Genomic DNA, 17,925 nt, shown 5'->3' on the forward strand with positions numbered 1-17,925 from the left:
CCGCCGGCAGCGGGTCCCCCCACGGCCCCCGGCCCGCGCGCCGGGAGCCGAGCCCCCCCCGCCCCGCAGACCGCGCGGGGCGCCGGGCCGTGGGGCGGGCCCGCCTCAGGCGCTTCTGGGGCTCGCCGGATCCGGCGGGTGTCCCGGAGTGCCGCGGGTGCGCCCGGAGGCCGCGGGAAGCCCCTCGGAGCCTCGACCGGTCAGGTGATGATGTCACCGGCCTGCCGTCGCTGCTCCTCGTCGAACTTGCGGGTGTCGCGGGGCTCGACGTAGGGCTCCTGGTCCTCGGACTGGCCCGCCTGCATCGCCCGCCCCCGGGCGAGCTCCGCGTCGAACTCCACGCCGAGCAGCACCGCGACGTTGGAGATCCACAGCCAGATCAGGAAGACGATGACGCCGGACAGGGCGGCGTAGGTCTTGTTGTAGGCGCCGAAGTTGGCCACGTAGAAGGCGAACGCGGCCGAGGCGGCGATCCAGAGCACCACGGCCAGGGCGCTGCCGGGAGTGAGCCAGCGGAAGCCCGGGTGCCGCACGTTGGGCGCGGCCCAGTACAGCAGCGCCAGGGTGGCCGTCACGATGAGGATCAGGACGGGCCACTTGGCGATGCCCCAGACGGTCAGCGCCGTCTCGCCGATCCCGAGGAACTTCCCCGCCTGGTCGGCGAGGCCGCCGGTGAACACGACCGCGACCGAGCCGACGGCCATCAGGATGACCAGGACCGTGGTGATGGCCAGGCGCAGCGGCAGGGTCTTCCAGACGGGCCTGCCCTCGGGCATCTCGTACATGACGTTGGCGGCGCGCATGAAGGCGCCGACGTACCCCGAGGCCGACCAGAGTGCCACGGCGATACCGATCACGGTGGCGATACCGGCCGCGCGCTGACTGCTCTGCAGGCCCTGGAGAACGGTGTCGAGGGTCTGCTTGGCGGGGCCGGGGGCGATGGCGGCGAGGTTGTCGGTGAGCGACTTGGTCGCCGACTGGCCGAACAGGCCGAGCAGCGAGACCACGGCCAGCAGCGCCGGGAAGATGGACAGCACCGCGTAGTAGGTCAGGGCGGCGGCCCAGTCGGTCAGATTGTCCTGCTGGAACTCCTTGACGGTGCGTTTGAGCACCGCCCACCACGACTCCTTGGGCAGCTCGGTGGGTTTGTCCGGAGCAGACTGGTCGTCCGCCGCGCGGCCGGAGCCGGTGGCCGGACGTCCGGTGTCCTGACCTGACATGGGGGTCACACCACCTCTGTAGAACTCTGTGGAACTTCGGGGGACTCCGGGAACTCGGGAACTCGGGAACTCGGGAACTCGGGAACTCGGGAACTCGGGAACTCGGGAACTCGGGAACTCGGGAACTCTTTGGAACCCTGCAAAAACCCCGTGGAACCTCGTCGAACTCCGTCGAAGGCCGCCGCCCTCTGCGGTGAGGACGGCGGCGCTCGGATCTTCCGACGGATCCACCGGAGGGCCGGGCCCGTGACCGGCCGGCGGTCGCCCGCCGCGGCCCGGTGTCGCCGGCGACCGGCGACCGGTGGCCGTGTCCACCGGCCACGACCGCCTGCGGGTGGCCGTTCCTGCCGGTGGCACGTGCCCGTCTACTGGTGGCCGTTGCCCGGCCGGACGTGCTCGGCCACCTGCTGGGCCTGGTCGCGGGCGTGCTCGCCGGTGGCCTGGGCGGCCCCGGTGGCGCTCTCCTTGACCTGCTGGGCGGCCTGCTGCGCGGCCTCCTTGGCCTCCTGGCCGAGGGCCTGCGCCGACTCCTGCACCGCCTGCTTGACCGGCTCGATCACGCCTTCGGCCTGCTCCATGATCTGCCCGGCGGCGCGCTCCTCGGCGGCGGTGCGCGGGATCAGGGTCGCCGCCAGCAGACCGGCGCCGAACGCGATCACCCCGGCCGCCAGCGGGTTGCCCTGGGTGCTCCGCATCGCCTGCTGAGGCGCGTTCTGGACCACCTCGGCCGCCTGCTGGGCACCGTGCCTGACGGTCTCGGCGGTGCCGGAGGCGACGTCACGGACGGTGTCCACGGTGCCGGAGGCCGCGTCGCGCACCCCGGCCGCCGCGTACGACGCCTGGTTGCCCACCTTGTGGGCGGCGTGGGACGGCGTCCCCATGACGCGCTCGCGCACCGTCTGGATGCGCCGGCGCACGGTGTCGGTACGGCGGCGGACGATCCGCTTCGGGCTCGTCCGGTCGGCGAGACGCTCCACGTCCGCGGCCAGCTCGGCGCGCGTGGCGTTGATCTCTGCCCTTATTTCGTCAGGTCCCGTGCCCATTGGGCATCCTCCTTGAGCGTTTCGACGGTACGTTCCGGCTTGGGCTGCACCTCACGCAGCCGGGCGCGCCCGGTCGTGTAGAGCACCGCCCCCGCGATCCCCCAGAGGACGGCGACGATCAGCGCGGCCCATCCGAGGTCCATGACATTGCCCAGGCCGAACATGACGGCCAGCGTCAGCAGAAGGGCGACCATGTAGCCGGCGAACCCGGCTCCACCGAGCAGACCGGCCGCCTTGCCGGCCTTGCCGGCCTCCTCGCGGAGTTCGGCCTTGGCCAGCTGCAGTTCCTGGCGGACCAGCCTGGACAGGTCCTCCCCGATCTCCCCGACCAGTTGCCCCAGTGACGGTTCACTCGGCTCGGGGCCGGGATAGCTCATCGGACGTCACCACCCGGACCGGTGTGCGGAGGGTTGGTGCCGGGGTTGCCGAAGCCCTCGCGGGGCGTCGTCGGCTCGGTGCGGTACGGGTCGGCCGGCGGCCGGATCAGCGGCTCGGACAGCGGCTCCGCCGACACCGGCGGCGTGGCGGCCGGGTAGGCGGTGCTCCGGCCGGTCTCGTAGGTGCTCTGGCCGGTCGGGTAGGCGCTCTGGCCGGTGGGGTAGGCGGGCGGCGTGTAGGACGTGCCCGGCTGTGCCCCGGAACCGGTGGTGGAGGGGCCGCCGGAGGTGGCGCCGCCCGACGCCTTGGCGACCCTGCCGATCAGGAAGCCCGCGGCGACGGCGCCGAGCAGGAACGCTCCAGGACGGCGGCGCGCGAAGGTCTGGACGTCCTCGACCGCTCCGGCCAGGCCGTGCTGGTCGAGGTAGTCGGCCGCTCGCCGTCCCTGGTCGGCGACCTGCTGGACCACGCCGGACACCGGCGAGTCGGGCTTGGCGCCCTCGCCCATGGCGGCCAGGTCGTCGGCCCACTGGCGGATGCCCTGGGCCGCGCGCTGGCTCTGCTGGTGCGCCTGGTCACCGACGCGGCCCTTCAGCTGGTGGACTACCTGGCGAGCCTGCTGCCTGGCCTCCCCGGCCACCGCCTGGGTCTGCCCCTTGGCTGTCTCGGCGACCTCCCCGACGGCGGACCTGGCGTGCTGAGCCGTGCTCGGGGAGTCCTGGCCATAGCCTGGACGCTCCCCCGCCCCGGCGGGAAATCCACTCACGATGCCCTCCAAAGGTTGTGCATCTCGACTGAGACTCCGGTTACCCTCCCGACCCCTCCTCATTCATCGAACATCGGGATTTCGCGTAAAGATCTATATTCCGCACACGGTTTTTACCATGTGAGCTGCTGCTGGACGGCTCGATGATTTTTTGTTTTCCCGGTGTGGCGCCCCGCGGACGGGAGAGTCGCGGACGTCCGAGGTCAGAGACTCGCGGCAAGGAGTCGATCTTCGCGGGAGCCCGGCAGGAAGAGCATTTATCGTGAATAATAAAAAATGCCTTTGGCGGTGACGCCTACCCCTCTCCGGCGGCGCCGTAACGTGCCCCGTGCGGCACCTTCGGGTTTCGCCACGTGAACAGGGGCAAACGACTCCTGGCCGACCTGGAGAGGCTGGGCACGAAGCGCCCGGACTTCTCCGGGGGCCCGCAGGTGCTCCGGGCGGCGGCGCGGGCACGGCGTCCGCCGCACAGGGAGACCTCGCGCGGCGGAGTCGCCGGACCGCGTTTTTCTCCCGCGACAGCGGGCAGTCTTCCTGAATGCCACACAAAGGGGACAATTCGGTCACGGTGACCGCCTGTGAGGACGGCCCCCTCCTGCTGCGAGGGCCGTTCGAGTTGCTGACCCAGGACGGCCGGACCATCGATCCCGGCAGGGCGACGGTGGCGCTGTGCCGCTGCGGCCGGTCCGCCTCCAAGCCCTTCTGCGACGGTTCGCACAAGGCGACGGGTTTCCGCGCGCCGAGCGAGCCCGGCGGGCCGGTGGACGGCCCCGCCCGGACCGGGGGCGCGCCGGGCGGGACCGAGGACGTGCCGATCCCGGCCGGGGACACGCGGGGCCGGGGAGGGGACGGCTCCGGCGGGACCGCGGGCTGAGGGCGGCCGTGAATCGGGCGACGGCGACGTTCACGTCCCGGTTCACGCCCGGCTCGCGTCCCGGTTCACGACCCGGTCGTGGCGCCCGCCTCCCGCAGCGACGAGACGCCCGCGTGCCAGCTCCCCATCACGTGCTCGGCGAAGAGCCGGTCCAGGGTCAGGCAGCAGGCCGCCCCGTACAGGACGTCACCGGCCCGCGCGGGGTACTGCGCGGCGAACCCGCCGCACAGGTCGTGCGCGGCGATCTGCTCGTGCACGGCGTCGGCCTGCACGTGCTCGTCGTAGAAGCGCGCGGTCTCCTCGTCGCCGCCCAGCCGGCGCACCCCACGGGAGTAGTACCCGTTGGGGACCGAGGAGGTCATCTCGAACGCCGCCAGATGACCCAGCAGCGCGCCGAGGTGGCGCCGGTGCAGCCCGAACAGCGACATGGCGTTGGAGATCGCGAGCGTGACGGCCGGCACCCGTTCGAGGTAGGCGCCGTAGGAGTCGTCCATGCCCAGTCCGCGCATGGTGGTCCTGAACAGCGCGGAGTGCATCCGCTCGGCGCGCCCGCCGCCGTACTCGTCCGACTGGATCTCCACCAGGGCGGCCTTGGGACGGTCACGCAGCCGGGGGATGCCCCAGGTGTGCGGATCGGCCTCCTTCAGGTGGTAGATCGACCGGTGCGCGACGAACTCGCGGAACTGGGCGAGGTCGGCCTGACGCTGGAGGAACACCGACAGGTCCGGCCCCTCGGCGGCCGACACCAGCTCGGCCAGCGCGCGGCGCGTGTCCTGCGGCCTCGGGACGGGCGGGCAGGGGACGGCCCGCGCCAGCCCCTCCTCGAAGCGGGTCTCCAGGATCTCCCGTACCTCCAGCAGGGAGAGGTTCCACTCCCACCGCTCGTCCACGCCCCGGAAACCCTGGTAGTGCAGCTCGTAGCAGACGAAGAGCGCGAGCTGCACGTCCTCGTCCATCAGGACCGGGCCCGCGAAGCGCGCCGGGAACGACATCAGCGGGAGCGAGAACAGGCCGAAGCGGTGCGGCGGGCGCACCAGCCGCTCGAACAGGAGCGTGGTGATCGGCCCTCGCGCGGCGGGCAGTTCCGGCGCCCGCACCGGTGGGGGCGGAGCGGCGTTCACCGGCTCCGCGTCCTTCGGGTGTTCCGGGGCGGGCGGGGAGGGGTGGACCCGCACCGTGCCCGGCGGCTCGTGACGATCGGAAGCCTCGAACCCGTACGTCATGCGTCCCCCCGGTGGCTGCTCCCAGACCGGTGCGATGCCCACGCCCCCGTTCCCGAAACACCGACAAGATCGCCCTTTACCCCTTCTGAGCTGCGTTTATAAAAAAATATTGTGATACGCCATCGGTCGCCGGCGAGCAGCGGGCGACCCGGCGGGGAGCAGGCCCGGGCGGGGAGCGGCCCGGCCGGGGAAGATCCGTCCCTCGGCGGGGAGACGGCCCGGAATCGGGGGATGAACACGGATCTCGGGAAGGACGGAGAGCGGGAGAACGCGGCGTCCCGGCGCGTGAAGCGGGGGAAGCGGCGGGGTTCCGGTACGGGAAGGTACGGTCAGCTCATGTCCGAGCACAGCATGCCGCACGACCTCGCCGCCTGGGCGTGCCCCCACGGGCAGGACGCTCGCCGGGGTTGCACGACCTGCTACGAGGAGTCGAACGACGGCGACCTCTCCCAGCCCTCCTGGGAGGTCGCCGCGTGGTTCACCACCTCCAGGCCGATCCCCATCAGAACCCTCCAGGACGCCCACCATCACGGCCGCTACTTCGCCCTCGACCAGCCGTCCACGCCGCTGGTCTACCTGCTGACCGGTCACGCGCGGGCCGCCGGCAGCGTGCAGGCCATCGCGGGGGTGGTGGGCTTCCTGCTGCACAACCGGCACGTGGTGGCCGACTTCACCGTGACCGAGACCCGCGCCACCCGCCGCTCCCCCGCCACTCCCACCGCACCCAAGGCGACCCGCCAGACCGACACCTGGCTCCAGAACCAGCGCCGCCCGGACGGTCGTACCCGCTGAACCGCGTGCCGTGCCGATGACAGGGGCGGCACCCCTCCCTAAACTCGACAACGTCATTGTCGGAGCCGCGAGCAGGAGGTCCCCGTGCCCACCGACTCCCCGGACGCTCCAGACTCCCCGGACGCTCCAGGCTCCCCGGACGCTCCGGGCTCCCCGGAATCCCAGGACTCCCCGGGGTTCGAGCTCCCGCTCCGGCTCTTCCTCGGTTTCCGGGTCCTCCTCGACGAGCTGCACGCGGAGCTCTCCCGCCAGGGACACCCCGACGTACGGCCGATGCACGGCTTCGTGATGCAGGCGATCGGCGTCCAGGGCGTCACCGCGGTGGAGCTCGGACGCCGGCTGGGCGTCTCCAAGCAGGCCGCCGGCAAGACCGTCGACACCCTGGAGCGTCTGGGCTACGTCGAACGCGCCGGCGACCCCGGCGACGCCCGGCGCAAGATCGTACGTCTCACCGGCCGGGGCCTGGACAGCCTCGCCAGGTCGGCGCGGATCTTCGACGACCTGCGCGCCGGCTGGGCGAGGACCCTGGGCGAGGACCGCCTGCGCGCCCTTGAGGCCGACCTGCGGGCCGTGACCCCCCGGGACGTCTTCCGCCTGGACGTCCCGGGCTGGTTCGGCGGCTACTGACCGGCGGAACCGGCCTCGGGACGGCGGGCGTCCAGGGCCTCACGGAGCGTGGGGAAGGCCGGGATGCGCATCGTCAGACCAGTGATCCACAGGATGCGCGTCGCGCCGCGCTCGGTGGCGACCAGGCTCAGCTCTCCCCCCTCCTCCAGGGACCGCTTCCAGCACAGCACGATGAGACCGGTCGCCCGGGAGTCGAGCAGGTCGAGCCGGTCGAGGTCCAGGATCAGGTCAGGCCCGAACCGGGCGAAGGCCCGGTCCATGAACTCGACGACGAGCTCGTGGATGGAGAAGTCGAGGCTTCCGCTGATCACCACGACCCCCGTGCCCTCCTCGGCGGTCGCCGACAGCTCCGCGGCCGCGGTCTTCAGGTGGAGTTCCTGCATCAGACCTCCTCCCTGACGGGCGCGACGACCTGGATGACCAGCACGCAGGTGTCGTCGGTGTCGCTGCTGGGCACCATGGCCTCCATGACCGCGCGCAGCCGGTCGTCGCCGTGGTGCGAGCGCACGACCTCGGCCACGGTGCCGCTCACCAGGTCGAGCCCCTCGTACAGGTCCCGGCCGCGTTTCTCTATCAGCCCGTCGGTGAACATCACCAGCAGGTCGTCCTGACGCAGCCGTACGCTGCCGTAGGTGTAGGAGGCGTCGTCGAAGACGCCGAGCAGGACGCCCGGGTGCAGCAGGCGCTCCACCCGGCCGCCCCTGGCCAGCAGCATCGGCGGGTGCCCGGCGTGGGTCCAGCGCAGCATCCGGTCGGCCGGGCTGTAGCGGGCCACGATCGCGGTGGCCAGCACGTCGGGCCGCAGCCTGCAGAGCATGCGGTTGAGCGTGGCCAGGATCCGCGCGGGGTCGTGGTGGGCGAAGGCCAGGCCGGTGATGGCGTGGCGCAGCTTCGCCATCGCGGAGGCGGCGGCCAGCCCGTGCCCGGCCACGTCCCCGACGGCCAGCAGCACGTCGCCGTCGTCCAGCTCGATCGCCTGGTACCAGTCGCCGCCCAGCCACGCCTCCTTCTCGGCGGGCGCGTAGCTGGCGGCCACCCGCAGGCCGGGCAGCACCCTGGGCTCCTCCTCGACCGGCATGATGACGTTCTGCAGGCTGACCGAGAGGCGGTTCTCCTCCTCCAGCCTGCGGTTGGCGCTGGCGAGCTCGTCGGCGGCCCGGCGCCAGGAGGTGATGTCCTGGACGACCGCGTGGACCTCCAGGGGCACGCCCTCGGCGTCGCGGACGGCCTCGGCGAAGATCCGGATGTGCCGGACGTCCCGCTCGTCCTCCCCCGCGCCGGGCACGAGGCGGATCTCGAACTCCTGGGACTCGCCGGTCTCGGTCAGGGCGGCCAGGGCCCGTTCCAGGACGGGCCGGTCCTCGGCGGCGGTGACGGTGGCGTACTGCTCCAGGGTCAGGGGCCCCTCGGCCGGGTCGCGGCCGTGCACGGCGTACAGGCGGGGCGACCAGGTGATCTCCCCGGCGGCCAGGTTCCAGTGCGCCCAGCCCAGGTTGCCGAGCTGCTCGGTGCGCTCCAGGCGGGCGGCCAGCAACCGCTCCCCGTCGTGGCTGACCCACGTGTTGAGCAGGCCCCCGGCGACGCGGGCGGAGCGGATGCCGTACCAGGAGCGGTGCGGGACGCCGCCCGCGACCTCGACGTGCTCGTACAGGTCGACGCGGCCGGGCTCGCCGGTCTCCATCACCCGCAGGTACGTCTCCCACAGCTCGGTGCCGTGGACGGAGGGGTAGCGCTCCAGGGTGCTCACGCCGACCAGTTCCTCCCCCCGCGTGCCGTGCACGTCCCTGGCCTCCGGGCTCGCGGCCCGGATGAGGAGGTCCACGATCGCGCCCGTCCCGTCGCGTACCGGCACCGACCAGGTGGCCGCGCCCGGCATCACGTCGAGCATGGCGCGCACCCCCGCCGTGACGCCGGGGGAGGGATCCTCCGGGCCGGAAGGGAACGTCAGTGTGCCGATCACGTCACCCACCGGCCCCTGGGCGGCTCCCCGCGCGGGGAGCTCCTGCTCTTCGGGCAACGGTGTGACCAAGATGGCGTTCTCCAGATTTTCGGCGTTCTCAGCGTTCTCGGCGTTCTCGGGATTCGTGGCGTGCTCGGCATTTTCGGTGTTCTTGCTGTTCTCGGCGTTCTCGGCGTTCTCGGCGTTCTCGGCGTTCTGGGTGTTCTCGGCGTTCTGGGTGTTCTCGGCGTTCTGGGTGTTCGTGGCGTCCCCGGCCCGCCGGGGAGGGCGGGTCAAGGTCGTCCCCGCTCCAGAATGACACTCTCTCCCGCCGCCGTCCCGCACCGGGACGGTTTCCGGGACGGAAGTGAGGGACGGTGCCCGTGGGAGACGGGCCGGGACGGCGTTCAGGGAAGGTCGAAGTACACGCGGACCGTGGTCCTTCCCCGCTCGGTGTGGACACGGACCAGGTCGCCGAGCAGGTTGGTGACGAGCAGGCCGCGCGAGCCCCGCTGCCGGGAGTCGGCCGGGCGCCGCCCCGCCAGGGGGTCGGCGATGTGGCCGGTGTCGCTGACGTCGAAGACGACGCGGCGGCCCTCCGGCCAGACGCGCGCGACCCCGGAGCCGCCGCCGTGTTCGAGGCTGTTGGCGGCCAGCTCGCTGGCGATCAGCCGCAGGTCCTCCAGCCGCTCCCCGGACAGGCCCATCCCCTCCGCGTGGCGCACGGCGAAGGCGCGTACCCGCCACAGGTCGTCCGCGCCGAAGGCGAGGACCTCGGCCTCGGGCGGCTCGGGCAGCGCCCGGCCGCAGTCGAGGATGACCCGCTCGGGCGCGTACCCGGTGCTGGCGCGCGCGCCCGCGCCGTCGACGATGACGGGATGGGTCTCCTCGGCGTGCGCGATGATCCCGGCGTCGAGCCTGCCGGCGTCGTACGGGCACAGGATGGTGGCGTCCCGACCGGAGAAGGCCAGGTTGATCAGCGCCTCGTGCTGCAGGCACGCCACGTACTCGTCCGGCGAGCGGTCGGGCCAGACGGGCTCGCCGACGACGCGGACCCTGCGGCCCGGGTGGAGGTCGGTGAACGCCCACAGCACGGCGGGGATGATCCGCCCGGGGTTGCGGCCGGCCTGCTCCATGTCGACGAAGTGCACGCCCTCGGCGTCCTCGCCCAGCTCGGCCCGGATCAGCGCGAGGTTGCGCGCCGGGACGGCGACCGCGACCGGCTCGCCGGCCTCCAGCCCCTCACGGACGAAGGGGACGGTGGCGTCCAGGTACTCCCGGTCGCCGCGGTAGAACAGCGCGGGATGGACGAACGGCTCCGTCCCGGCGGTCGTCGTGCTCACTTGGTCTTCACCTCGATCGACACCGAATCCGATCCGATCAGGGCCAGCACGGATCTCAGGCAGTAGGGGGCGCTGTGCAGGAAGAGCCTGCCGCCGCCGACGAGGGCGCGCGCGGCCTGCTCCAGCAGCCACGCGCCGCGGACGTCGATGAACGTCAGCCCGGACAGGTACAGGTGGCGGTCCCCGCCGCCGGTCACCAGCTCGCCCAGCGCCTCCTGCCACACCCGCCTGGTCGTGCGGTCGATCTCGCCGCTCACCTTCAGGCCGGGGGGCGGCCCGAGGGGGGCGATCCGGAGGCCGCCCGTCGGGAGCGGGTCGTCGTCGTGAGGGGGGCGGGGAGTGAGGGGTCCGGTCTGTGGCGAGGTCGACACGGTGTCCGTCCTGAAATCGACGATTGACTCCCATAACGTACCTTCTCGTCATTCTCGGCAGGCACCGAACGGGCCGCCGGACCGGCCGGGCGGAGGGAGCCTGGCCGGCTGCTGGGCACCGTCACCTGGGGCGGGAACAATGGCGGGCATGCGAATTCTCATCGTCGGTGGCACCCGGTTCGTCGGCCTGCACATCACCGAGGCCGCGCTCGCGGCCGGTCACGAGGTCTCCCTGCTGCACCGGGGCATGACGGGGGCGGAGCTGTTCCCCGGCGTCGAGCGCCTGACGGCCGACCGCGACGCCGACCTGTCGGTCCTGCGCGGCCGGAGCTGGGACGCGACCGTCGACGTCAGCGCCTACCACCCCGGCCAGGTCACCGCCCTGTCCGGCGCGCTCTCGACCGGGAGGTACGCCTTCGTCTCCTCCACGGCGGTCTACCTGGCGCCCGAGGCGCCGGGGTTCACCGAGGACTCGCCCCTGGCCGAGCTCGACGGGCCGGTTCCCGCGAGCGTGACGGACGAGACGTACGGGCCGCTGAAGGTCCTCTGCGAGCGGGCCGCGGTCGACGCGTTCGGGTCCTCGACGCTGGTCGTGCGGCCCACGTACGTCATCGGCCCGCACGACTACACCGGTCGTCTGACGTACTGGGTCAACCGGATCGCGCGGGGCGGCGAGGTGCTGGCGCCCGGCGACCCTGCCGATCCCGTCCAGGTCGTCGACGGCCGCGACCTGGCCGCCTGGGTCGTCTCCATGCTCGAACGCGAGCGGGGAGGCGTCTTCCACACGGCCACCCCGGCCCCGCCGTTCTCCTTCGGCGACCTGCTGGAGACGATCGTGGCCGAGGTCGGCCCCGCCGGGACCACCCTGACCTGGGTGGAGCAGGACTTCCTGCTGGCGGAGGGCGAGACCGGCCGGTCGCTCCCGCTGTGGTCGGAGGGGGACGCGTTCAAGGAGGTCAACACGGCCGACTCCTCGGCCGCCCTGGCCGCCGGGTTCGACCCGCGTCCGCTGCGGCGGTCGATCCGCGAGATCCGCGAGGCGGAGTCGTCGTTCTCCACGCCGGGTCCCGTCACGCCCGAGCGGGAGGCCGACCTGCTCTCCCGCTGGGCGGCGCGCTCCTGACCGTCCCCGCCGGTGGCCCTCGCCGTGCCGCGCGTTCCCGGACGGCCGCCCGTCCGGGGCCAGGCCGTCCGGGTCTCAGGCCGGGCGGAGGACTCAGGACGGGCGGTCCACGGTGAAGCGCACGCCGGAGAACCGGCTCCGCCACGCGGTGACCTCCGCCGCCACCGCCGCCGGGTCGCCCCCCTCGTCCAGGCCACGGGCGATGAACGAGGCCAGGACGGGCATGTCCTCCTCGGTCATGCCGAGCCTGGCGATCTCCGGGGTGCCCAGGCGCAGGCCGTTGACGTCCCCTTCGACCGGCTCCAGCGGCAGGCCGATGCCGCAGGCGAGCAGGTTCGCCTCGCGCAGCCGCCGGGCGGCCCGCTGCCCCCCGCCGTAGCGGTGGGCCATGACGGCGAACTGGTGGGAGCGGGTGCACCCGCGCCCGGCCGCGAAGACCGGGACGCCCAGGGCGAGCAGCTCGCCGGCCAGGCGCCGCGCGGTCGCGGCCATGGTCCGCGCGTAGGCGGGCCCGGCGGCCTTCCAGTCGAGCATGGTCATGGCCAGCGCCGCGGTCTTGCCGGCGTCGAAGTTGGCGGTCAGCCCGGGGTAGGCGATCGCGTCGAGCCGTTCGGCCAGCTCGGTGTCGTCGGTCACGATCAGCCCGCCCGCGGGGCCGCCCAGGCTCTTGTAGGTGCTCATCGTGATCAGGTGGGCGCCCTCCTCCAGCGGGTTCGGCCAGAGACCGCCGGCGATCATGCCGCACAGGTGCGCGGCGTCGAAGAGCACCTTGGCGCCGACCGCGTCGGCGATCTCGCGGATCCGGGCCACCGGGTGCGGGAACAGGTTGAGGCTGCCGCCGACCGTGATCAGCTTCGGCCGTACCGTCCTGGCGAGCTCCGCCAGCGCGTCGACGTCCACGGTGTAGCCGTCCGCGGTGACCGGGGCGGGGACGGTGTTGAGGCCGTACAGGCCGGCCGCTCCGGCGCCGTGGTGGGTGACGTGGCCGCCGATGCTGGCCGGCGGGGCGATGATCGTGTCACCGGGCCGGCAGACGGCCATGAACGTGTAGAGGTTCGCCAGCGCCCCGGAGCCGACGCGGACCTCGGCGTACCGCGCGCCGAAGACCTCGGCGGCCAGCGCGGCGGCGACGATCTCGATCTGCTCGATCGCCTCCAGGCCCATCTCGTACTTCTCCCCCGGGTGCCCGAGCGAGGGCCGCGACCCCAGGCCGGCGGAGAGGAGCGCCTCGGCCCTGGGGTTCATGACGTTGGTGGCCGGGTTGAGGTTGACCGACTCGACGTCGTGGATGCGGTGGTTCTCGGCCACCAGCCGTTCGATCTCGCCCTGCACCCAGGCGGGCGTCCGGTCCGTCACGGCGTTCGTCACCGACCGGACACGATCCTCGGTGACGGCGGATGTCCAGGAACGCTGGGCGAGGGTGCGGGGCATGGGTGATCTCCTGGCCGACAGGCAGACGGCTGTCGGCCGCGCCGGGGCGGTTCGTCTGCACCACGACGGTAAATCGAAGGTGACGTCGAGCGCATCAGGTGAAAGACGGGGTTTCCACCATCCTTTTCCTACATTTGCAGGAAAAACCGGATAAACGATCAGGCAACCGGTCACATCGGTCCCACGAGCCCCGGGAGCACCGGCTGTCCGCCCTCGGAAAATAAGTGAGTGAGTCACTCACTCATCCCCTACGATGACCGGGTGACCTCGACCTCACCCCGGGCCTCCCCTCTCCCCCCGGACGAGCGGCGGGCGGCGCTCATCGCCTCCACCCTCTCGCTCGTGCTCGCCCACGGCCCCGACGTGAGCACCCGGCAGATCGCTCAGGCGGCGGGCGTCGCCGAAGGGACGATCTTCCGCGTCTTCGCCACCAAGGACGAGCTGGTGAACGCCGCCGTGTCCAGCGCCTTCGACCCCGCGCCACTCCTGGAGGAGCTCAGGAGCGTCGACGGCACGGCACCGCTGGAGGCCCGGCTCGTCGCGGCGGCCGAGATCATGCAGCGCCACACCAGGCGCATCTTCCACCTGATGAGCACGCTCGGAGCGGTGGGGGCCGCCGAGGCCGAACGCACCCACCGGCAGCGCATGGAGCACGCCGAGTTCAGCCACCGGGCGATCGTCGACCTGATCGTCCCCGACCGCGACCTGCTGCGCTGCGAACCGGGCGGCGTGGCGCAGCGGCTGAAGTTGCTGACCATCGCCTCCAGCCATCCCGCGTTCGTCGAGACCGACCCGATGTCCCCGGCGGACATCGTCTCCCTGCTGCTCGACGGAGTCCGCCGACGCTCCGGCCAGGGCCCGCAGCCTTGACCTCGACCTTGGTTCATGTCGGACGCTGATCCCATCACCTCCCCTCGAAAGAGACCACTCATGATCCTGGCCAACGGGGCGCCAGAGCAGGCCGGCCGGTACACGGCCCCCCTGCGCGACGTCCTTCCTCCCCTCGCCTCCGACGCGGTGTCACCGTGCTGACCCGGCTGCTCCGCACCTACCTGCGCCCCTACTCGGGGGCGCTGACCGCCGTGGTGGTGCTGCAGCTCGTCGGCACCATCGCCTCGCTCTACCTGCCCAGCCTGAACGCCGACATCATCGACCGCGGCGTGGCGGTCGGCGACACCGGCTACATCCTGTCGGCCGGTGCCTGGATGCTCGTCGTCTCCCTGGTGCAGATCGCCTGCTCGATCGCGGCGGTCTACTACGGCGCCCACGCCGCCATGGGGTTCGGACGCGACGTCCGCGCCGCCGTCTTCCACCAGGTCGGCGGTTTCTCCGCCCGGGAGGTCTCCCAGTTCGGGGCCCCCTCGCTGATCACCCGGGGCACCAACGACGTGCAGCAGGTCCAGATGCTCGTCGTGATGACCTGCACCATGCTGGTCGCCGCGCCGATCATGGGCGTCGGCGGCATCGTCATGGCGCTGCGCCAGGACCTCGGCCTGTCCTGGCTGATGCTGGTCTGCGTGCCGGCGCTGCTCGTCTCGATCGGCCTGATCATCTCCCGCATGGTGCCCCAGTTCCGCGCCATGCAGACCCGGATCGACCTGGTGAACCAGGTGTTGCGCGAGCAGCTCACCGGCATCCGCGTGGTGCGCGCCTTCGTGCGCGAGGGCGAGGAGACGCGCAGGTTCGCCGAGGCCAACGAGGCGCTGACCGGGACGGCGCTGCGGGTGGGACGGCTCACCTCGCTCATCTTCCCCGTCGTGATGCTCATCCTGAACGCCTCCAGCATCGCCGTGCTGTGGTTCGGCGCCTGGCGGGTGGACGGCGGCGACATGCAGATCGGCGCCCTCACCGCGTTCCTCATGTACCTGATGCAGATCCTGACCTCGATGATGATGGCCACCTTCATCTCGATGATGATCCCGCGCGCCGCGGTCTGCGCCGAGCGGATCGCCGAGGTGCTCGACACCGACTCCTCGGTGGTCCCGTCCGCGGACCCGGTGCGGGAGGTGACCGGCCACGGCGAGCTGGAGATGCGCGACGTCGAGTTCCGCTACCCGGGCGCGGCGGCGCCGGTGCTGTCCGGCATCACGTTCCGCGCGACCGCCGGGCGGACCACCGCCGTCATCGGCAGCACCGGCGCGGGCAAGACGACGCTGATCTCCCTGATCCCCCGGCTGTTCGACGCCACCGCCGGGACGGTCTCGGTCGACGGCGTCGACGTCCGCGACCTCGACCCCCAGACGCTCTGGAAGCGCATCGGCCTGGTGCCGCAGAAGCCGTACCTGTTCAGCGGCACGGTCGCGAGCAACCTGCGGTACGGCAACCCCGACGCGAGCGACGAGGAGCTGTGGGAGGCGCTGGAGGTCGCCCAGGCGCGCGACTTCGTCCGGGAGATGCCCGGCGGCCTGGAGGCGCCCATCGCGCAGGGCGGCACCAACGTCTCCGGAGGGCAGCGCCAGCGGCTCTCCATCGCCAGGGCGCTGGTCAGCAGGCCCGAGATCTACCTGTTCGACGACTCGTTCTCGGCCCTGGACCTGGCCACCGACGCCCGGCTGCGCGCCGCCCTGCGCCCGCACACCGCCGAGGCGGCCGTGATCATCGTCGGCCAGCGCGTCTCCACCATCGCCGACGCCGACCAGATCGTCGTCCTGGACGACGGCGTGATCGTCGGCCTGGGAACCCACGACGAGCTGCTGGAGTCCTGTCCGACGTACATCGAGATCGTCGAGTCCCAACTAGCCGCGGAGACCGCAGCATGAGCGACCGACCCACCACCACGACCCCCCCGGCGGCGGCCCCGGCGGCCCCGGCGGCCCGGGCCGCGACTCCCCCGCGGCCGCCGGCGGGCGGCGGGCCCTTCGGGCGCGGCCCCATGGGCGGGATGGGGATGCCCGCCGAGAAGGCGATGTCCTTCGGGCCGTCCACCCGGCGGCTGATGCGGCGGCTGAGCCCGGAGCGCCCGAAGCTCCTGCTGGTGATCGCCCTGGCCGTCACCAGCGTGGTGCTCTCCGTCATCGGCCCCAAGATCCTCGGGTACGCGACCGACCTGATCTTCACCGGCGTGATCGGCAAGCAGCTCCCGGCCGGGACGACCGCGGAGCAGGCCGTCGCCGCGGCCCGCGCCTCGGGCAACGACAACTTCGCCGGCCTGCTCGCCCGGATGGACGTCGTCCCGGGCCGGGGCATCGACTTCGGCGCCCTGGGCACGGTCCTGCTCTGGGTCCTGGCGCTGTACGTCGCGGCCTCGCTCTTCGCCTGGCTGCAGGGCTACATCCTCAACGACGTGGTCCAGCGCACCGTCTACCGGCTGCGCGAGGACGCCGAGGAGAAGATCAACCGGCTCCCCCTGCGGTTCTTCGACGGCCAGCCGCGCGGCGAGCTGCTCAGCCGCGTCACCAACGACATCGACAACGTCTCGCAGACCCTGCAGCAGACGCTGAGCCAGCTCCTGGTCTCGCTGCTGACCGTGATCGGCGTGCTGGCGATGATGTTCGTCATCTCGCCGCTGCTCGCCCTGATCGCCCTGGTGACCATCCCGCTCTCGATGGTCGTCACGGGGATGATCGCCAAGCGCTCGCAGCGGCACTTCGTCGCGCAGTGGGCCCACACCGGCACCCTGAACGCCCACATCGAGGAGGCGTTCACCGGCCACGAGCTGGTGAAGGTCTTCGGCCGCCGCCCCGAGGTGGAGGAGGTGTTCCGCGAGCGCAACGAGGAGCTGTTCAAGGCCAGCTTCGGCGCGCAGTTCGTCTCCGGGATCATCATGCCGATGATGATGTTCATCGGGAACCTCAACTACGTCGCGATCGCGGTCGTCGGCGGCCTGCGGGTCGCCACCGGGACGATGAGCCTGGGCGACGTCCAGGCGTTCATCCAGTACTCGCGGCAGTTCACCCAGCCGCTGACCCAGGTCGCCTCGATGGCCAACCTGCTGCAGTCGGGGGTCGCCTCGGCCGAGCGGGTCTTCGAGCTGCTCGACGCCGTCGAGCAGGACCCGGACCCGGTCGACCCGGTCCCGCCCACCGTCAGGCAGGGGCGCGTCGAGTTCGAGCGGGTCTCCTTCAGCTACGACCCGGAGCGGCCCCTCATCGAGGACCTGTCGCTGGTGGCCGAGCCCGGGCACACGGTCGCGATCGTCGGCCCCACCGGCGCGGGCAAGACCACCCTGGTCAACCTCGTCATGCGCTTCTACGAGCTGGACGCGGGCAGGATCACCCTCGACGGCGTCGACATCACCGCGATGCGCCGCCGGGACCTGCGCTCGCACATCGGCATGGTGCTCCAGGACACCTGGCTGTTCGGCGGGACCATCCGCGAGAACATCGCCTACGGCAACCCGGAGGCCACCGAGGAGCAGATCCTCGCCGCCGCGCGGGCCACGTTCGTCGACCGGTTCGTCAGGACGCTGCCCGAGGGCTACGACACCGTGATCGACGACGAGGGCGGCAACGTCAGCACCGGCGAGAAGCAGCTGCTGACCATCGCCCGCGCCTTCCTCGCCGACCCGTCGCTGCTCATCCTCGACGAGGCGACCAGCTCGGTCGACACCCGCACCGAGGTGCTGGTGCAGCACGCGATGGCCGCGCTGCGCTCGGACCGGACCAGCTTCGTCATCGCGCACCGGCTCTCCACGATCCGCGACGCCGACCTCATCCTGGTGATGGAGGAGGGCAGGATCGTCGAGCACGGCACCCACGAGGAGCTGCTCACCACCCGGGGCGCCTACCACCGCCTGTACTCGGCGCAGTTCAGCGGCGCCCTCGTCGACGCCGAGGAGGAACTCGTCGAGAGCTGA

The 17,925-nt window shown here is 72.1% G+C and carries 17 protein-coding genes; 7 read left to right on the forward strand and 10 right to left on the reverse strand.

Annotation, left to right across the window (positions count from 1 at the left end; genetic code table 11):
• Positions 1-200 precede the first annotated feature (200 nt).
• The 4 genes from ACLQ2R_RS30745 to ACLQ2R_RS30760 all read right to left on the reverse strand — a co-directional run bounded on the left by ACLQ2R_RS30745 (position 201) and on the right by ACLQ2R_RS30760 (position 3,407).
• Positions 201-1,220 (reverse strand): YihY/virulence factor BrkB family protein, encoded by a 1,020-nt coding sequence (locus tag ACLQ2R_RS30745; protein WP_425964516.1) that lies wholly within the window; start codon positions 1,218-1,220, stop codon positions 201-203.
• Positions 1,221-1,585: 365 nt separating this feature from the next.
• On the reverse strand, positions 1,586-2,263 hold the full coding sequence (locus tag ACLQ2R_RS30750) for a DUF3618 domain-containing protein (RefSeq protein WP_425964518.1): 678 nt from the start codon (positions 2,261-2,263) through the stop codon (positions 1,586-1,588).
• The gene (locus ACLQ2R_RS30755; RefSeq protein WP_386245262.1) at positions 2,239-2,640 is read right to left on the reverse strand and encodes a phage holin family protein; all 402 of its coding nucleotides are present in this window, start codon (positions 2,638-2,640) and stop codon (positions 2,239-2,241) included. The genes ACLQ2R_RS30750 and ACLQ2R_RS30755 overlap by 25 nt, the downstream gene beginning before the upstream one ends.
• The gene (locus ACLQ2R_RS30760) at positions 2,637-3,407 is read right to left on the reverse strand and encodes a hypothetical protein (protein WP_425964520.1); all 771 of its coding nucleotides are present in this window, start codon (positions 3,405-3,407) and stop codon (positions 2,637-2,639) included. Before ACLQ2R_RS30760 ends, ACLQ2R_RS30755 begins: the two co-directional genes overlap by 4 nt.
• Positions 3,408-3,975: 568 nt before the next feature.
• Between ACLQ2R_RS30760 and ACLQ2R_RS30765 the strand changes: the two genes are divergently transcribed.
• The gene (locus ACLQ2R_RS30765; RefSeq protein ID WP_425964522.1) at positions 3,976-4,281 is read left to right on the forward strand and encodes a CDGSH iron-sulfur domain-containing protein; all 306 of its coding nucleotides are present in this window, start codon (positions 3,976-3,978) and stop codon (positions 4,279-4,281) included.
• Positions 4,282-4,346: 65 nt separating this feature from the next.
• Here ACLQ2R_RS30765 and ACLQ2R_RS30770 read toward each other — a convergent pair whose 3' ends face one another.
• Complete coding sequence (locus ACLQ2R_RS30770) at positions 4,347-5,546, reverse strand: iron-containing redox enzyme family protein (RefSeq protein ID WP_425964524.1); 1,200 nt, start codon at positions 5,544-5,546, stop codon at positions 4,347-4,349.
• 294 nt (positions 5,547-5,840) lie between these two features.
• Between ACLQ2R_RS30770 and ACLQ2R_RS30775 the strand changes: the two genes are divergently transcribed.
• The gene (locus tag ACLQ2R_RS30775) at positions 5,841-6,296 is read left to right on the forward strand and encodes a hypothetical protein (protein ID WP_425964526.1); all 456 of its coding nucleotides are present in this window, start codon (positions 5,841-5,843) and stop codon (positions 6,294-6,296) included.
• Between the two features lie 84 nt (positions 6,297-6,380).
• The gene (locus ACLQ2R_RS30780; protein ID WP_425964528.1) at positions 6,381-6,923 is read left to right on the forward strand and encodes a MarR family winged helix-turn-helix transcriptional regulator; all 543 of its coding nucleotides are present in this window, start codon (positions 6,381-6,383) and stop codon (positions 6,921-6,923) included.
• On the opposite strand, the gene ACLQ2R_RS30785 is transcribed toward ACLQ2R_RS30780, so the two are convergent.
• From ACLQ2R_RS30785 to ACLQ2R_RS30800, 4 genes are all read right to left on the reverse strand, one after another.
• Positions 6,917-7,306 carry an STAS domain-containing protein gene (locus ACLQ2R_RS30785; protein ID WP_425964530.1) on the reverse strand — a complete coding sequence of 130 codons (390 nt, stop codon included), beginning with the start codon at positions 7,304-7,306 and terminating at the stop codon, positions 6,917-6,919. The genes ACLQ2R_RS30780 and ACLQ2R_RS30785 overlap by 7 nt on opposite strands.
• On the reverse strand, positions 7,306-9,159 hold the full coding sequence (locus ACLQ2R_RS30790; protein ID WP_425964531.1) for a PP2C family protein-serine/threonine phosphatase: 1,854 nt from the start codon (positions 9,157-9,159) through the stop codon (positions 7,306-7,308). Before ACLQ2R_RS30790 ends, ACLQ2R_RS30785 begins: the two co-directional genes overlap by 1 nt.
• A 110-nt stretch (positions 9,160-9,269) precedes the next feature.
• Positions 9,270-10,205, reverse strand: coding sequence for an anti-sigma factor RsbA family regulatory protein (locus tag ACLQ2R_RS30795; RefSeq protein WP_425964533.1), 936 nt, complete (start codon positions 10,203-10,205; stop codon positions 9,270-9,272).
• Complete coding sequence (locus tag ACLQ2R_RS30800) at positions 10,202-10,576, reverse strand: STAS domain-containing protein (protein ID WP_425964535.1); 375 nt, start codon at positions 10,574-10,576, stop codon at positions 10,202-10,204. Before ACLQ2R_RS30800 ends, ACLQ2R_RS30795 begins: the two co-directional genes overlap by 4 nt.
• Before the next feature lie 148 nt (positions 10,577-10,724).
• On the opposite strand from ACLQ2R_RS30800, the gene ACLQ2R_RS30805 reads away from it, so the two are divergent.
• The gene (locus ACLQ2R_RS30805; protein WP_425964536.1) at positions 10,725-11,699 is read left to right on the forward strand and encodes an NAD-dependent epimerase/dehydratase family protein; all 975 of its coding nucleotides are present in this window, start codon (positions 10,725-10,727) and stop codon (positions 11,697-11,699) included.
• A 93-nt stretch (positions 11,700-11,792) separates the two neighbouring features.
• On the opposite strand, the gene glyA is transcribed toward ACLQ2R_RS30805, so the two are convergent.
• Complete coding sequence (gene glyA, locus ACLQ2R_RS30810) at positions 11,793-13,130, reverse strand: serine hydroxymethyltransferase (RefSeq protein ID WP_425964537.1); 1,338 nt, start codon at positions 13,128-13,130, stop codon at positions 11,793-11,795.
• Between the two features lie 261 nt (positions 13,131-13,391).
• Here glyA and ACLQ2R_RS30815 point away from each other — a divergent pair, with 261 nt between their 5' ends.
• From ACLQ2R_RS30815 to ACLQ2R_RS30825, 3 genes are all read left to right on the forward strand, one after another.
• On the forward strand, positions 13,392-14,000 hold the full coding sequence (locus ACLQ2R_RS30815) for a TetR/AcrR family transcriptional regulator (protein WP_425964538.1): 609 nt from the start codon (positions 13,392-13,394) through the stop codon (positions 13,998-14,000).
• A 155-nt stretch (positions 14,001-14,155) separates the two neighbouring features.
• On the forward strand, positions 14,156-15,889 hold the full coding sequence (locus tag ACLQ2R_RS30820) for an ABC transporter ATP-binding protein (protein WP_425964540.1): 1,734 nt from the start codon (positions 14,156-14,158) through the stop codon (positions 15,887-15,889).
• Entirely contained in the window at positions 15,886-17,925 is a 2,040-nt protein-coding gene (locus ACLQ2R_RS30825) for an ABC transporter ATP-binding protein (RefSeq protein WP_425964542.1), read from the forward strand. Before ACLQ2R_RS30820 ends, ACLQ2R_RS30825 begins: the two co-directional genes overlap by 4 nt.

Source organism: Streptosporangium sp. DT93, from assembly GCF_049844535.1.
In the GTDB taxonomy this organism is placed as follows: domain Bacteria; phylum Actinomycetota; class Actinomycetes; order Streptosporangiales; family Streptosporangiaceae; genus Streptosporangium.

What these genes read in the sequence shown, in the direction of transcription:
- ACLQ2R_RS30755 (WP_386245262.1), bottom strand. Translation starts at nt 2,640, where the DNA reads ATGAGCTATCCCGGCCCCGAGCCGAGTGAACCGTCACTGGGGCAACTG.
- ACLQ2R_RS30775 (WP_425964526.1), top strand. Translation starts at nt 5,841, where the DNA reads ATGTCCGAGCACAGCATGCCGCACGACCTCGCCGCCTGGGCGTGCCCC.
- ACLQ2R_RS30805 (WP_425964536.1), top strand. Translation starts at nt 10,725, where the DNA reads ATGCGAATTCTCATCGTCGGTGGCACCCGGTTCGTCGGCCTGCACATC.
- ACLQ2R_RS30785 (WP_425964530.1), bottom strand. Translation starts at nt 7,306, where the DNA reads ATGCAGGAACTCCACCTGAAGACCGCGGCCGCGGAGCTGTCGGCGACC.
- ACLQ2R_RS30825 (WP_425964542.1), top strand. Translation starts at nt 15,886, where the DNA reads ATGAGCGACCGACCCACCACCACGACCCCCCCGGCGGCGGCCCCGGCG.
- ACLQ2R_RS30750 (WP_425964518.1), bottom strand. Translation starts at nt 2,263, where the DNA reads ATGGGCACGGGACCTGACGAAATAAGGGCAGAGATCAACGCCACGCGC.
- glyA (WP_425964537.1), bottom strand. Translation starts at nt 13,130, where the DNA reads ATGCCCCGCACCCTCGCCCAGCGTTCCTGGACATCCGCCGTCACCGAG.
- ACLQ2R_RS30745 (WP_425964516.1), bottom strand. Translation starts at nt 1,220, where the DNA reads ATGTCAGGTCAGGACACCGGACGTCCGGCCACCGGCTCCGGCCGCGCG.